At 37.3% G+C, this 15,823-nt stretch carries 15 protein-coding genes; 3 read left to right on the top strand and 12 right to left on the bottom strand.

Features of this window, described 5'->3' with window-relative positions:
- Window positions 1-1,009 precede the first annotated feature (1,009 nt).
- The gene (locus ESY88_RS19550; protein ID WP_147088396.1) at window positions 1,010-1,486 is read left to right on the top strand and encodes a hypothetical protein; all 477 of its coding nucleotides are present in this window, start codon (window positions 1,010-1,012) and stop codon (window positions 1,484-1,486) included.
- A gap of 1,662 nt (window positions 1,487-3,148) precedes the next feature.
- Here ESY88_RS19550 and mfd read toward each other — a convergent pair.
- Window positions 3,149-6,523: a transcription-repair coupling factor gene (gene mfd, locus ESY88_RS19545; RefSeq protein ID WP_147088395.1), complete on the bottom strand. Its 3,375-nt coding sequence runs from the start codon at window positions 6,521-6,523 to the stop codon at window positions 3,149-3,151.
- A gap of 396 nt (window positions 6,524-6,919) precedes the next feature.
- Here mfd and ESY88_RS19540 point away from each other — a divergent pair, with 396 nt between their 5' ends.
- Window positions 6,920-7,351 carry a TerB family tellurite resistance protein gene (locus ESY88_RS19540; protein ID WP_147088394.1) on the top strand — a complete coding sequence of 144 codons (432 nt, stop codon included), beginning with the start codon at window positions 6,920-6,922 and terminating at the stop codon, window positions 7,349-7,351.
- 70 nt (window positions 7,352-7,421) lie between these two features.
- Here the strand turns inward: ESY88_RS19540 and ESY88_RS19535 are convergent, their stop codons facing one another.
- The 11 genes from ESY88_RS19535 to ESY88_RS19485 form a co-directional block, all read right to left on the bottom strand.
- Window positions 7,422-8,783: a T9SS type A sorting domain-containing protein gene (locus tag ESY88_RS19535; RefSeq protein ID WP_147088393.1), complete on the bottom strand. Its 1,362-nt coding sequence runs from the start codon at window positions 8,781-8,783 to the stop codon at window positions 7,422-7,424.
- A gap of 21 nt (window positions 8,784-8,804) precedes the next feature.
- On the bottom strand, window positions 8,805-9,905 hold the full coding sequence (locus tag ESY88_RS19530) for an alpha/beta hydrolase-fold protein (RefSeq protein WP_147088392.1): 1,101 nt from the start codon (window positions 9,903-9,905) through the stop codon (window positions 8,805-8,807).
- Window positions 9,906-9,911: 6 nt separating this feature from the next.
- The gene (locus ESY88_RS19525) at window positions 9,912-10,469 is read right to left on the bottom strand and encodes a hypothetical protein (RefSeq protein ID WP_223270907.1); all 558 of its coding nucleotides are present in this window, start codon (window positions 10,467-10,469) and stop codon (window positions 9,912-9,914) included.
- A gap of 6 nt (window positions 10,470-10,475) precedes the next feature.
- Window positions 10,476-11,270, bottom strand: a complete 795-nt coding sequence (locus ESY88_RS19520; RefSeq protein WP_147088391.1) for a hypothetical protein — start codon at window positions 11,268-11,270, stop codon at window positions 10,476-10,478.
- An 84-nt stretch (window positions 11,271-11,354) separates the two neighbouring features.
- Window positions 11,355-11,894, bottom strand: coding sequence for a hypothetical protein (locus ESY88_RS19515; protein ID WP_147088390.1), 540 nt, complete (start codon window positions 11,892-11,894; stop codon window positions 11,355-11,357).
- Window positions 11,895-11,999: 105 nt separating this feature from the next.
- Window positions 12,000-12,224: a hypothetical protein gene (locus ESY88_RS19510; protein ID WP_147088389.1), complete on the bottom strand. Its 225-nt coding sequence runs from the start codon at window positions 12,222-12,224 to the stop codon at window positions 12,000-12,002.
- Window positions 12,225-12,340: 116 nt separating this feature from the next.
- Window positions 12,341-12,886, bottom strand: a complete 546-nt coding sequence (locus ESY88_RS19505) for a DUF6252 family protein (RefSeq protein WP_147088388.1) — start codon at window positions 12,884-12,886, stop codon at window positions 12,341-12,343.
- 99 nt (window positions 12,887-12,985) lie between these two features.
- Window positions 12,986-13,171 carry a hypothetical protein gene (locus ESY88_RS19500; RefSeq protein WP_147088387.1) on the bottom strand — a complete coding sequence of 62 codons (186 nt, stop codon included), beginning with the start codon at window positions 13,169-13,171 and terminating at the stop codon, window positions 12,986-12,988.
- Between the two features lie 87 nt (window positions 13,172-13,258).
- Window positions 13,259-13,816, bottom strand: coding sequence for a DUF6252 family protein (locus ESY88_RS19495; RefSeq protein WP_147088386.1), 558 nt, complete (start codon window positions 13,814-13,816; stop codon window positions 13,259-13,261).
- Window positions 13,817-13,897: 81 nt separating this feature from the next.
- Entirely contained in the window at window positions 13,898-14,083 is a 186-nt protein-coding gene (locus ESY88_RS19490) for a hypothetical protein (RefSeq protein WP_147088385.1), read from the bottom strand.
- A 207-nt stretch (window positions 14,084-14,290) separates the two neighbouring features.
- Window positions 14,291-14,848 carry a DUF6252 family protein gene (locus tag ESY88_RS19485; RefSeq protein WP_147088384.1) on the bottom strand — a complete coding sequence of 186 codons (558 nt, stop codon included), beginning with the start codon at window positions 14,846-14,848 and terminating at the stop codon, window positions 14,291-14,293.
- A 463-nt stretch (window positions 14,849-15,311) separates the two neighbouring features.
- On the opposite strand from ESY88_RS19485, the gene ESY88_RS21845 reads away from it, so the two are divergent.
- Window positions 15,312-15,488, top strand: a complete 177-nt coding sequence (locus ESY88_RS21845; RefSeq protein ID WP_317128699.1) for a hypothetical protein — start codon at window positions 15,312-15,314, stop codon at window positions 15,486-15,488.
- The last annotated feature ends 335 nt before the right edge of the window (window positions 15,489-15,823 follow it).

The raw sequence follows: 15,823 nt of genomic DNA, 5'->3' as shown, positions 1-15,823 counted from the left end.
CTTCCGTCCGCAGTTTACAGTCCCAGCCTCACTTGCCTTTTAAACTTGAAGTCACAATCAAAACTTCAGCATTCAGTGTTCAGCGTTCGATATTCGATATTAGTTTTGAGTGTGGAATGAAGTTGCTACCAAAACTTCAGCAATCAAAAATCGTTAATCAAAAATCGTTAATCAAAAATTCAGTCGGCAGTCTTCAGTCCTCAGTTTGCAGTCACAGTTGCATTTAAAATCGAAGTCACAATCAAAACTTCAGTATTCAGCGTTCGATATTCGATATTCGATATTCCGTCTCCCATCTTCCGTCTTCCGTCCGCAGATTACAGTCCCAGCCTCACTTGCCTTTTAAACTTGAAGTCACAATCAAAACTTCAGCATTCAATATTCAATATTCGATATTAGTTTTGATTGTGGAATGAAGTTGCTACCAAAACTTCAGCAATAAAAAATCGTTAATCTTAAATCGTTAATCAAAAACTCAGGCGGCAGTCGGCAGTCTTCAGTCGCAGTTGCCTTTTGAAATCGAAGTCACAATCAAAACTTCAGCATTCAGTATTCAGCGTTCGATATTCGATATTAGTTTTGAGTGTGGAATGAAGTTGCTGCCAAAACTTCAAAAATCAAAAATCGTTAATCTTCAATCGTTAATCAAAAATTCAGTCGGCAGTCTTCAGTCCTCAGTTTGCAGTCACAGTTGCATTTAAAATCGAAGTCACAATCAAAACTTCAGCATTCAGTATTCAGCGTTCGATATTCGATATTAGTTTTGAGTGTGGAATGAAGTTGCTGCCAAAACTTCAAAAATCAAAAATCGTTAATCAAAAATCGTTAATCAAAAATTCAGTCGGCAGTCTTCAGTCCTCAGTTTGCAGTCACAGTTGCATTTAAAATCGAAGTCACAATCCAAACTTCAGTATTCAGCGTTCAAAATTGGATATTCGATATTCATTATCCAGTCTATTCTTCGTACTTTTTCCTGAAAAATCGTACTTTTCGGTTTAAGTATAAAGGGATGAAGCGCTTAATTGGTTTTATGGTTATGGTTTGCCTTATGTCTTGCGATTATTTCGACAAGAAGAAGGTAAATACTGAACAATTGCTTCAGGAGGAGCTCAAGACCTTCAATTGGAAAGATGTAGATGAGTATCCTAGTTTTGACAGCTGTGATTCAGCAGTGGAGAAGGCCGATAAAAAAGCCTGTTTCGAAAGCACCTTAAGAGCCATCTTGAATAAAAATCTGGCCAATCAAACCATAATTGTTTCCGAAGATATTAATGATACGGTGTTTCTCAAGATTACCATCGATAGACACGGCGTGTTCGCAATCAATTCTATTCTAAGTACGAAACGCCTCGAAACCGAAATTCCCCAATTGGATAGCCTTTTGAGAAGCAGTCTGGATTCCTTGCCCAAAATATATCCCGCCATAAAACGCAGTCAGCAAGTGGCAACGCAATTTACCTTACCGGTTTTGGTGCAGATTCAGTAAGGGGAGATTTTAGTTTTCAGTTCTCAGTTCTCAGTTTTCAGTTTTCAGTTCTCAGTTATTAGTTTTCAGTTATCAGTTATCAGTCGTCAGTCCTCAGTTTGCAGTCTTCAGTCACAATCAAAACTTCAGTATTCAGCGTTCAAAATTCGATATTGGATATTCGATATTAGTTTTGATCATGGAATGAAGTTGCTGCCAAAACTTTAAAAATCGTCAATCGTTAATCTCCATTAAATTTTGAAACCGAAGACGAATCCAATGCTTCAAAATTCATCATTTGACATTCGGTGTTCGGTGTTAATTTTTAAGGAGTTGGCAGCATAGCTCTTTACAACATTTTGCTAAATACAGACAGATTGCTTCACGCTTCGTGCCTCGCGTTGCAATGACGGTCGGAGGGGCTGAGAATGAAGATGAAGATGAAGATGAAGATGAACTTGAAATTGAAATTGAAATTGAACTTGAAATTGAAACTGAACTCAAGATCGAATCTGAAACCGAAGCAGAGTCAAAACTTCAAAATCAAAAATCGTTAATCAAGAATTCAGTCGGCAGTTCTCAGTCTTCAGTTTGCAGTCGCAGTTGCCTTTCAAACTTGAAGTCACAATCCAAACTTCATCATTCAGCGTTCAAAATTCGATATTCGATATTCCGTCTTCCGTCCGCAGTTTTCAGTCACAATCACAGTCGCAGTTGCTTTTTAAAATCGAAATCACAATCGAAACTTCAAAAATCGTCAATCGTCAATCGTCAATCTTCTTTAGATTTTGAAACCGAAGACGAATCCAATACTTCAAAATTCATCATTTGACATTCGCTGTTCGGTGTTAATTTTTAAGGAGTTGGCAGCGTAGTTCTTTACGGCATTTTGCTAAATACAGACAGATTGCTTCACGCTTCGTGCCTCGCGTTCGCAATGACGGTCGCGAGGGGATGAGAATGAAGATGAAGATGAAGATGAAGATGAACTTGAAATTGAAATTGAAATTGAATTTGAAACTGAAGTCAAGATCGAATCTGAAACCGAAGCAGAGTCAAGACTTCACCAATCAAAAATCGTTAATCCTCAATCGTTAATCAAGAATTCAGTCGGCAGTCCTCAGTCTTCAGTCCTCAGTTTGCAGTCATAGTCGCAGTTGCATTTTGAAATCGAAGTCACAATCAAAACTTCAGTATTCAGTATTCAGCGTTCAATATTCAATATTAGTTTTGATCATAGAATGAAGTTGCTACCAAAACTTCAAAAATCAAAAATCGTTAATCTTCAATCGTTAATCAAGAATTCAGGCGGCAGTCCTCAGTCTTCAGTTTGCAGTCGCAGTTGCTTTTTACAATCGAAATCACAATCGAAACTTCAGCCGTCATCGTTCAATTTTCAATATTAGTTTTGAGTGTGAAATGAAGTTGCTACCAAAACTTCAAAAATCAGCAATCGTTAATCTTCAATCGTTAATCCAAACTTCAGCATTCAGCGTTCAAAATTCGATATTGGATATTCGATATTAGTTTTGATCATGGAATGAAGTTGCTGCCAAAACTTCAAAAAATCAAAAATCGTTAATCTTCAATCGTTAATCAAAACTTCAGCATTCAGCATTCAGCATTCAGCATTCAAAATTCGATATTCAATATTCCGTCTCCCGTCCTTACTTTACACATCAATCAAATCCCTTGAAGCTTGCTTAACGCTTGTTTTACCGATTTTATATTCTCGAAAGTGAGCAGGAGTCGGAGTCCGTTGCGGGTTTGCTTTTCTTTCATCTTACATTCCTGTGGGTGGCTTTGCACGTATTTTAAGACCTTGCTAAAGTGGTCGCTTTGATAAAAACCGCTTTTTTGATCGTTGATGAAATAGCCAATAAAACGCCCCTTTTTCATCACGATTTTTTCAAGCCCTATTCTGGTGGCAATCCATTTTACGCGAACCGAATTCAATAAATCAACAACCTGTACTGGCATTTCGCCAAAGCGGTCAATGATTTCTGAAGCAAATGTTTTGAGCTCTTCTTCGGTTTTTAAAGTGTTGAGCTTGGTATAAAGGTTGAGTCTTTCAGCAATATTATTGACATAGTCATCGGGGAACAACAGCTCAAAATCGGTATCGATGCTAAGGTCTTTAACATATTCTTTTTCGCTGCCATCATCTTCGTATAAATCCTTGAATTCATTTTCCTTGAGTTCTTCAATGGCTTCATTGAGGATTTTTTGGTAGGTATCAAAGCCAATGTCGCTGATGAAGCCGCTTTGTTCGCCTCCCAAAAGATCACCAGCCCCACGAATTTCAAGATCTTTCATGGCGATGTTGAAACCGCTGCCCAGCTCTGTAAATTGCTCAAGTGCGGTAATGCGTTTTCGGGCATCGTTGGTCATGGAGGAGAAGTCTGGTGTGATAAAATAGCAGAATGCTTTTTTATTGCTTCGCCCAACCCGACCGCGCATTTGATGCAAATCACTGAGGCCGAAATTATTGGCATGATTGATAAAAATGGTGTTGGCATTGGGCACGTCCAATCCGCTTTCTACAATCGTGGTGCTTACCAAAACATCAAATTCACCATTGATAAAAGCCAACATCAATTGCTCCAGTCTTTTACCTTCCATTTGGCCATGGCCAATCCCAATCTTGGCATCTGGCACCAAACGTTGGATCAATCCAGCCACTTCCTTGATGTTCTCGATGCGGTTGTGAATGAAAAATATTTGTCCGCCACGCTGGATCTCATAGTTGATCGCATCCCGAATGGTCTCTTCACTAAACCTAACCACATGGCTTTCTATGGGATAACGATTTGGTGGAGGCGTTGTGATAACCGATAAATCCCGGGCTGCCATCAAGCTGAACTGCAAGGTTCGTGGAATGGGCGTTGCGGTTAAGGTCAGCACATCTACATTGTCTTTTAAGGTCTTTAGTTTTTCCTTGACTGCGACTCCAAATTTCTGTTCTTCATCTACGATGAGTAAACCAAGATCTTTGAATTTTACGTTTTTATTGACCAGTTGGTGAGTGCCAATGAGAATATCCACGTGGCCCTTTTCTAATTTTTCTAGGGTTTCTCGCTTTTCCTTCGCTGTTCTAAAGCGGTTGAGGTAATCTACCGTAACGGGAAATTCCTTGAGTCGCTCGGCGAAAGTTCTGGAGTGCTGGTAAGCCAAAATGGTTGTGGGCACCAATACGGCCACTTGTTTGCCGTTATCCACCGCTTTGAAGGCGGCGCGAATGGCCACTTCGGTTTTGCCAAAGCCCACATCGCCACAAACCAAGCGGTCCATGGGGCGTTCACTTTCCATATCGGCTTTGATATCGGCAGTGGATGCGGTTTGGTCTGGCGTGTCTTCATAAATAAAAGAGGCTTCCAATTCATGTTGTAAAGAACTGTCTGGCATGTATTGAAAGCCTTTCTCCAATTTCCGTTTGGCGTAGACCTGGATGAGATTAAAGGCAATTTCCTTGACGCGGGATTTGGTTTTCTGCTTTAGGACTTTCCATGCCTTGCTGCCCAGTTTGTATATTTTAGGTGGTTTCCCGTCCTTCCCATTAAACTTTGTGATCTTGTGCAGCGAGTGGATGCTTAAGTACAGGATGTCACGCTCGCCATAAATCAATTTAATGGCTTCTTGTTTTTTCCCTTCGACATCGATTTTTTGGAGGCCGCCAAATTTTCCGATACCGTGGTCAATATGGGTCACGTAATCGCCAATATCCAAATTGGTCAATTCCTTTAAAGTGATCGCCTGTTTCTTGGCATAGCCATTTTTGAGATGGAATTTATGGTAGCGCTCAAAGATTTGATGATCGGTATAGCAGGTGATTTTTTGAATGTGATCTACAAAACCCTGATAAAGTGAAAGTACAATGGTTTGGTAATGTTTGCCGTTTTCCATGCTCATGTGGTGAGCTGCGGTGGCGTCGTCAAAAATATCATGAAAGCGTTTGGCCTGCTGCTCACTGGCACAGGCGATATAATTGGTGTAGCCTTGATCGTGGTGAGCATTCAAATCTTCAATCAACAAGTTAAACTGTTTATTAAAGGAAGGTTGAGGCGAGGTGTTGCACTCGATTTTTTCTTCGGAAAAAAGGCTGGAATTTCCAATCTCTACGATGCTGAATTCAAGCAGCTGTTTTTTCAACAGGGTGGAACTGCAGAAGAGTGTTTCTGGTGCCGTGCGTTTCACTTCTGAACTAAGCTTGTCAAAGGCCTCTCGGGCTTTACTGAAGTTGTCATCGATACGATCAAAAAGCAGGGCTGTATTTTTAGTGAAAACGACCGTTTTTTGAGACAGATACTCCAGAAAACTTTGTCTGGTTTCTTGTAAGAATTTATTCGCGACATTGGGAATCACTCCAATTTTTTTGATTTGCTCGGTAGAGAGTTGCGTTTGTACATCGAAGGTTCTAATGCTATCCACTTCATCGCCAAAAAACTCAATGCGATAAGGCTCATCGTGCGAGAATGAGAATACATCAACAATACCACCGCGAACTGAAAACTCGCCAGGTTCGGTCACAAAATCCACACGTTTAAATTGGTATTCAAACAAGATTTCATTTACAAAATCGATGGAGAGTTGATCGCCAAGCTTTATTTTGAGTGTGTTTTTTTCCAATTCTCGGCGTGTGACTACCTTTTCAAAAAGGGCATCGGGGTAGGTCACGATCAATGCTGGTTTTTTACGGGAATTGATGCGGTTAAGCACTTCGGCACGTAGCAAGACATTGGCGTTATCGGTCTCTTCAATTTGATAGGGCCTGCGATAGCTGCCAGGGTAGAAGAGTACATCCTTTTGATTGAGCAATGTTTCGAGATCATTGAGATGAAAAGCAGCCTCTTCCTTGTCATCAAAAATGAGCAAAAAGGGTTTGTCACTTGCTTTGAAGGTTTCTGAGACGACCAATGATAACGAAGACCCAACCAGACCTTTAAGGTGTATTTTTGCTGGGATGTCGTTTTGGGAATCGTCGGAATTGGCAATGGCGCTGTGCAGATTTTGCGTTTGCAAAGCCTGTGCGTATAATTTTGAGAGCTGAAGTTTACTCAATGTGTTTATGGTTTTGACAGAACAAAATTTTGTTTTTACGTTCCGCGGTGCAAATATAAAACATTAAAATAGGTTGTGGTAAAACATTTGTTAATTGTAAAAGGTCTAGGTTTCTGGGAGACCCACTGAATTTGAGAAGAATCTGGGTTTCCCTGGTCGCGGCTTTAAGACAATGCACATGTTAAAGATTGATATCAACGCCTGTTGTTTATGGGTTGGAATCATTAGGTTTGAGCAAGGTTTTTTAGTTACTGATTATTACAGCTGTCTTGGTTGTAATTAGTGGAGGTGAATAGCCTAAAGTATTAAGCCAGATTCAATGAAAATATTTGCATTGGTCTCACTTGTAAAAATATAATATAAAACTATCTTTGCACGACCAAAAGATAGAACTATATGTCATTTTCAGATTTATTTGATAGCGGATTCAAGAGACGTAATGAAGACCATTTTGCCAGCATTGTGCGAGTGGCAATGGATGATGGCATCATTAGCGACGATGAGCGTGCTTTTTTAGAGCGTTTGGCAAAAAGACTGGACATTAGCGAAGGTGATTTTAAGCTCATTTTGAAAAATTACCAGTCACATCCTATCAACCCACCAACCTCTTATGATAGGCGTTTGGAGCGTTTGTACGATTTGTCGCGTATGGTTCACGTGGATCATATTCAAGGGGAAAAGGAAGAATTGGTGCTGCAAAAAATCGCCATAGGTCTTGGATTCTCTACTGAGAACGTGAAGTACATCGTCAACAAAGCATTGACTTTGGTAAGCAATGGTGTGGATTTGGATACCTTCACAGCCGAAATGAAAACGATGAACCGCTAGTGATAAATCAACTAAAAGTAAAAGCGCGACATTATGGTATGTTGCGCTTTTTTAGTTGATTGAAAGCTTGCTACTTCACTAAAATTTGATGAGTTTCCATATGATTAACGAGATAAATTTGAAGAACATACACTCCAGGGTTTAATGGCGCTACAGAGAATACGGCAGTATTATTTTGTAGCTCGATTTTCAATTTTGGTTTTCCTAGCATGTCAAACAGTTCCCCAGATATAACTGTATCTGACTTGGTGCTTTCAACTTCTGCTGTTATCAAATCAACATTTACAATCGTGTTTGATGGATTGGGGTAAACACTATAGCTATTAGCTGTTCTTGGAAAATATTGCGGTACACCACCCTCATTAACGTGAAACATTTTATTAGCGGGAAGGTAACCGCAAGAATTTGAAATACGCGCCTGCATGTAGTAATCACCCTCAGGGGTGTCTTCATTGGCTGTAACCACAACTGAATTACCACTCCCAGATGGTGTTAAGCTGAAGTATAATGGGGCGTTTTGATCTGTGCCACTATATACCAACCAACTTACACCAGCGCCAGAATTCACATTATTGGTATTGACATTGAAAAACGCAGAGTCCGCTGGGCCAGGGTTTAATTCATCATCCCCAGAAATAGATGCAGAGCCGGTTGGTGCGCCAAAAAATACAGCCTTCGTAATGCTTGTAGCGCCGCAATCTGGTGAACTTATATTTGCAATTAAGGTGGCACTGCCGTTGTATCCAAAAGCTCTATTGACTGTGATTTGAGTATTACTGTTTATCGTTATGTTACCCGCATTGGCAGGCACAATAGACCATGTTGTAGTTGTAGTGGCATTGCCTATTGAGAAATTTGATGACAAACAAATTATTCCCCTACCAGATATAGTGCCTTCACCACCACAAACAAAAGAACAATCAAAAACGTCTTCATTGCCAACTGCCGCATCCAATTCAGTAGCCAACCAAGTACCATTTCTAAAATTAAAAGAGATATGTTGCTCGTTTAAACTATTGTTGTCAAAGTAGGCTGTAATAAAATTATCAAAAGGAATATCTAGGTCACCAGATGGTGGATTTGCTGCGTTATAAACCCTAAAATAGTCATCATCATCTAAATCCGTATTACCATTACCAACGTCCAAAGCACTTGGCGTGGGTATAAAACCGAAAGTCGGTTCTACATTAAAGTTAATGTTAGCCGAACCAACTAAAGCGTTGAGCAAATCTGCTTGAAACTGCGTAATTGGGTCATCACCAATAAGCACATTATCATCATCAAAATAGTCAATTGGGTCAATCCCTCTAAATAATTCATATCTTCCACCTGCATATTTATCATAGGATAAGTTAACAGGATTGTCGTAAGACCTATTGGTAAGATTTACAGTTATATTTACAACCCACAATAATTTTTTAGTGTAAGACACTTTGCCCTTATAAATATTAGCCTAATTATTAGCTCTTGGTAGTGCTTTGGCATTAAAATCTAAATTAAATCTGCTACTGCCTGGCAAAACACCAAGAAGTAATGCAGGTTCATCAAAAATAACAGCTAAAGCAATATCGTCTGCAATACCCAAAAATGAACCTAACAAATCGGTTAAAACTCCTGTTCTAGCATTGCCATTCATTCTGAACAATGAAGCATTATAATCATACTCTTGAGTATTAGCACAATGACTACCATTGCTTATAGCGATATTTCGTGTAAGTGTTGGGTAGCCTTTAGATTGTAAATCTGCTTGAAATGCATCAAATGCTGCTGTACTGTGAGAAAAATTAGGTGTTATATAATTCGATAATAGTTGTTGTGTTCCTGGCTCATTAAACAAAGCATTAATCTCTTGTATTGATGCTTCACTATCATCACTGACCTCAAAAGAAAAATCTCCAAGAGGTGTACCAATAAATTGGTCTGCCAAGTGCCTTGCGAAATATTGAATGCCAATTGGAATGTTAGCACCTTGATGTGGTGCATCATGGCTGATGTATAGCTTGGTGTCGTGATTGGTGTTTGGGTCATTGTCTTGCTCCATGTTGGCAAGTGCATAGCGTGCTATTACTCCGCCCATGCTTTGCCCTAATACTACATTTTGGTCAGCATCAGCTTCCTTTTCTTGGTTTACCCAAGTAATCACTTCTTCTAATACAAAAGCATTTAGCTGTAAGTGTGCTCTTGGGCTGTCCCAATTGACGTAGATGATGTCGTAGTCTTGGTCGCCGAAGTCAAATTCTGTATCTCCAGTCAATAAAATAGCTAAATCTAGACTATTAGCATCTTGAATATCGTCAATAAAATCTTCTAATTGATTCTCGCCAAATTCATTTTCTGCTCCAAGTAAACCAGAATCAAACCCTTCAGCAATAATTAAAGGTTTTGTAATTAAACCATCACTACCAGCATCGTCAATTTGTAACGTAGCAGAACCAAATTGACCTTGAAATGCTTTAGTTGCGGTAATTGGTTGCTGATATATAGTATCTATTAATGTCTGAGAATAGGCATTAACTCCAATTATTAGTAAAAATAGTTTTATATATGTTTTCATAATAGTTTAGTTTACGAATGTTAAATCAAATCTTCCGTCAGAGACAGTAATAATCTCACCTGTATTAATTTCTTCAGCTTCAAACTCAAACGTACCCGACATTATTTGATTTTCTGTATCTAATTTTAAAAAATTTATAACTCCCGAAAAATTATTATTAGTCCTAAACTCATTGCCTCCTTGTACATTATCTATTGAAAAAGTATAAGTACCAAAACCACCTTCAACAGCACCATCAATCAATGTATTCTTATTAAGTATATAATCCTGATTCGGTATTACTTCTATATTTCGTAAAGCAATACGACCATTTCTATTTATTCCATTTTTTTCTTGTTCCCAATTAATCGCTAAAACAGAATCCCCATTCACAAACTGGTAAAAATTGTTCATTAATCCACTATCGGTAAAAGGTTCGCCATTTACCAAACAACCTATGGTGTTTTCGCCTGTTTGTGTTATCGGTGGTAATTGGTCTATGGGATTGCCTGTGTTGTTATGGTCATCGTTGTTGCAGGCTGTTAGAGCCAATGTGATAAATAATAGCTTTATATATGTTTTCATAATAGTTTAGTTTTTACGGTTACTCCAAGATTTTGTTGGTGCAGTCTCTTCAAAAATCACTCTGCTTTGGCTGTACAGTATTTGCCCATTGGTTAGTGTTAATTTATAAGTCCAATCATAAATACCTTCTTCAGTGTATTGCAACTGGTAACTACCACCAAAAGGCATATTGATGTAACCAGCACCATTATCAAAATCTATGGCTATATTTTGTACACTGCTTGCTTGGTTAGTGTACCATAGACTTTGTGGTAGCTGTACATCTATGGTTAAGCCTTTAAACTTTGTAATAGGTGTGGTCATTGCAAAGACTTGTTTAACCTCATAAGGATTCTGCCAAACACCATTTACATATTTATCATATAATTTATTATTACTTACAGTTATAAAATTAGGATAAGCGTTTGATTTTAATTGGCTGTATTTATAGTAGAGACCACTTATAACTAAAGTGTTTTCTTGCCTAAGGTTATTCCAATTTTGCCGAAACACGCTTGGGCTTACTAAACTTGTTACAGTTGGTTTTACTCTAGCCATTACCAAAGTGTTATAAATGGATTTTAATGCGCCACGACTTACATAATTGGTGTCGCTCAATGTACCGTTATAGTTGGACAAGTCCGTGAATTCCATGGCATAATCCCTTAGTAGGCTATGAGGTATTCTATCTTTGTCAATACCAGCAAAGGTTTGGTTTATTTTTGTGGCCCATTCTGTATTGACGGTTTGACCTTTGACATTTAGAGCAAAGCAAAGACCTAATGCAATTGCAAATCTGCTAAAAAGCGTATTAATTTTCATAATTTTGTAAAGTTAAGGTTAGACATTAATCTATTAGTGTTTAATTAAATGACCTGTTATGTTGGCGCATAACAGGTTTATTTTTTATTGTGTGTATTGCATATCGAAGCGACCTTCTCTTATTTCATGTACAGTTCCATTTTGGTCTTCTATGTCAAACCAAAATGTCCCTGATACAATTTGATTTATTTGGTCTAATTTAGTTATCATTAACAACTCTGTATGGTTTTCAGATGTGAAATTAAAGTTTGTGGAAATTGAAAAATAACCTTGAGCATTACCACTTATATTATTTAGTAAGTTGTAGCTTAATCCTTGTTCTATTTCTAATTCATTTGTGCTCAATGCAATCGTAATAAGATTGTTATTTTCATTTCTTTTGTTTCCTTGCAGACCAAAGTAATATTCACCATTCACAAATTGATACACACAGTCCAAAGGATTTGTTCCACCACCTGGTATAAAAGGTTCGCCATCCAAAAGGCAACCAAAGGTGTTTTCGCCAGTTTGGGTTTCTGGTGGTAGTTGGTCTATTAGGTTTTGGGTACTGTTGTCATCGTCGTTGTTGCAGCTTATTGTACTTAACAGTGATAGTACAAATAATAAGAGAATTAATTTTTTCATGGTCTAATGATTTGGTTTTGCTTCATATCTAAAGTTACTTTTTTAAAATAAGTTTGAGTTACGGTTTTTCCGCACTTAATGTTAAGTTTGTGTAAAGTTTAAAATCTAAATTGAAACTATTATATTGTTGCCATAGCTTAATAAATCTACATAGTCTAAACCAAAATCCGTTAAAATACCATGAGGTAAACGGTTCTTGTCTAAATTCTGGAATATGGTATTCATTTGGTTGGCAAAGTCTGTGTTTGCTTGTTGTGCATCTAAGGTTATACTGTTAAAAAACAATACAATTAATACTACTTTAAGGCATTTGGAAATTTTAAAATTCATAATTCAGGAATTAAAAGGTTAAACTTTAATTTTTATTAGGTTTAATTATAGAACCACTTTGTGTTAGCAAAGTCGTTCTCTTATACTCACGAAAGTGGGTGTCTTTTGTTTTTAGGTTAATATTCAAAGTCAAAACGTCCTTCGCGTATCTCTACAATTTCGTTTTCTGCATTAATAGCATCGAACCAAAATATTCCCGAAATTATTGAATTAGATAGGTCAACTCTTGTTATAGTTAATTCCCCAGTGACTAAAGATGTTGTATAATATTCCCCCTCATCCAACGTTGATGGTCGATATGCTCCTCCTCCTCCTATATAATCTCCATCGTCTAATGAGTTCTTGTCTAAAACGTAAGTAATATTTTCCTCTAGTGATATGAACCCAGTGCCTATACTAACAATTTCATCTATTGACCCTCTCTGGTCTTTAAAAGTCAATCCAAAAAAGAACTCACCCTGAAAAAATTCATAATTAACAACTACAGTAGGATTTATGCCTTCACTTCTAGGTAAAAACACCTCTCCATTTACCAAACAACCCACTGTATTTGCGCCTATTTGGGTGGCTGGTGGTAGGGTGTCATTATTGTTGTTGTCGTCGTCATTGTTGCATCCCCCTAGCCCCCAAAGGGGGAATATAATTAGGATAGCTAAACACATGCTTTTTAATTTTTTCGTAAGATTTGGGTTTAAGGATTGGATAAATGTATTGAATCTATTTGTTTTAACTTTACGGTTTTACCGTACTTAATGTTAAGTTTATGTAAAGTCTAAACCAAAATCGCTTAAAAAACCATGCGCCAAACGGTTTTTATCAAAGTTCTGGAATACGGTATTAATTTGGTTGGCAAAATCAGTATTTGCAGTTTGTGAATACATTTGAAGGCTACCGAAAATTAAAATTGGCAGAAATAATCTGTAACACAGTCTTGATGTAAAATTCATAACTTTGTAATTGAATGGTTAAACTTTAATTTTTATTAGGTTTAATTATAGGAATACTTTGTTATAGCAAAGTGGTTCTTTTATTACTTAATAGACATAATCAAAACGACCGTCTCTTATTTCTACTATTTCGCTTTCCTCATTTATAGCATCAAACCAAAACGTACCTGAAATTATAGAGTTGGAAAGATCTAAACGAGTAATTGTTAATTCACCTGTTTTTATAGAGTTAGTGTAGAAATAATTTGAGGCATCGACACCATATACTCCTCCGCCTCCTATAAAGGATTCAAAAATCGTATTGTCTTTATCGAGAATATAGACGCCTCCTGTTTCTAAATCTATTTCACTAGTCCTAACAGAAACAGTTTTTACACCAGTTCCTCTTAAATCATTGAGTGTTAAGCTAAAATAAAATTCTCCATTAATAAATTCATAATTAACAACCACTGCGGGATTTATACCTTCACTTTTAGGCAAAAATACCTCTCCATTTACTAAACAACCCACTGTATTTGCGCCTATTTGGGTAGCTGGTGGTAGGGTGTCATTATTGTTGTTGTCGTCGTCATTATTACAGCCCCCTAGCCCCCAAAGGGGGAATATAATTAGGATAGCTAAACACATGCTTTTTAATTTTTTCATAAGATTTGGATTTAAGGATTGGATAAATGTATTGAATCTATTTGTTTTAACTTTACGGTTTTCCCGCACTCAATGTTAAGTTTATGTAACGTCTAAACCAAAATCGCTTAAAAAACCATGCGCCAAACGGTTTTTATCAAAGTTCTGAAATACGGTATTAATTTGATTTGCAAAGTCTGTGTTTGCTTGTTGTGCATTGAGCACAATGCTATTAAAGAAAAGTACAAAGAGTAATACTTTAAGGCATTTGGAAATTTTAATTTTCATGTGTTTTTATCTATTGTTTTTTAACTGTCACATGCTGTTCGCTATTAATCATTTTCTTGAGTGATAAAACTTTGAACATGCTCGTTTCATAATTTTGTAAATTGAAAGGTTAAACTTTAGTTTTTAAGGTTTGATTTTATAGAACCGCTTTGTGTCCGCAAAGTGGTTCATTTATACTCACAAAAGTGGGTGTCTTTTATTTTTAGGTTAATACTCATAGTCAAAACGTCCTTCTCGTATCTCAACTATTTCGCCTGCCTCATTTATGGCATCGAACCAAAAGTTTCCAGATATTATAGAATTGGAAAGATCTATTCGTGTTATTGTCAACTCACCCAACAATGAGTTATTTGTGTAAAAAACATTAGATAATGATAGAGAATGTCCCCCTCCCCCTCCACTATAATCTCCGTCGTCATTAAGATTCTTATCTAAAATATAAGTTTGCCCGGTTTGCAAAGTAATTGCACGTGTATTCAAAAAGACATCTTTAAAACCTATACCTCTTAAATCTGCAAAATTTAATAAAAAAAAGAATTCCCCTCCTATGAATTCATAATTAACAACCACTGCTGGGTTTATGCCTTCACTTCTAGGTAAAAACACCTCTCCATTTACCAAACAACCCACTGTATTTGCGCCTATTTGTGTGGCTGGTGGTAAAGTGTCATTATTGTTGTTGTCGTCGTCGTTGTTGCATCCCCCTAGCCCCCAAAGGGGGAATATAATTAGGATAGCTAAACACATGCTTTTTAATTTTTTCATAAGATTTGGATTTAAGGATTGGATAAATGTATTGAATCTATTTGTTTTAACTTTACGGTTTTCCCGCACTCAATGTTAAGTTTATAAACGGTAAGGCTATTGCGGTGTCAAAGGGTAAATTTTGATTGCTCCAGGCCAGCGCTCGTTTGCAACGAGTGCCCACACAGATTGAGAGTCAGAAAAAATGCTCTAAAACAGCAATGCGCAAACAATGTCCAAGCATAGCAAACATTTTCTATTTTAGTCTTATGAGCATAAAATATGAATATCATAACAAAGCAGGTCTATACTTTGTCTCTTTTGCTTCCGTTTATTGGCTTGACCTTTTACAAGGCAGGCTTATTTTAATGTATTGGCCAACAGCGTCACAGGGTGTAGGTCACAAAAAGGCATGCAGCTCTATGCTCACTGTTTTATGCCAAGCCACATATATATAGTGTTTCGTTCCTTAAAAGAACAGCCTATGGCATTATTGAGAGATTTTAAAAAGTACACTTCCAAAAAAATCGTTGAAACAATCTCCAACAACTCACAAGAAAGCAGAAAGGAGTGGCTATTAGGGATGACGGCACGCGCAGGGAAGAAATCAGGTAACCTTAGTGAGTACCAACTTTGGCAACACCACAATCAACCCGTCTAACTTTGGTCTAGCAAGGTTATCAAGCAAAAGATGGACTACCTACGTAATAATCCTGTGGGCATTGGTCTGGCTACCGATCCAATGCATTATAAATAGTCCAGTGCCCGGAATTATCAAGACGACTCTACCGTGCTTGAAATTGATGATCCAGGATTTAATGGAATGATATTTAGCTGTGATAGATACGGCACCCGTTGCAAACGAGCGTTCAATGTCATTAATTTAGCGGTTTAAATCACTGATTTTCAGATAAATATGTTTGTTTTTTATTAAAATAAGTCGTATATTTAATTGATAATCAATGATTTAATTATGAAAAAAAACCACTAGCTTTA

Origin of the sequence: Subsaximicrobium wynnwilliamsii, from assembly GCF_007997225.1 — a bacterium.
Classification (GTDB): Bacteria; Bacteroidota; Bacteroidia; order Flavobacteriales; family Flavobacteriaceae; genus Psychroserpens; species Psychroserpens wynnwilliamsii.
The sequence above is the reverse complement of the archived record's forward strand: the minus strand, read 5'-3'. Positions and strand labels throughout refer to the sequence as shown.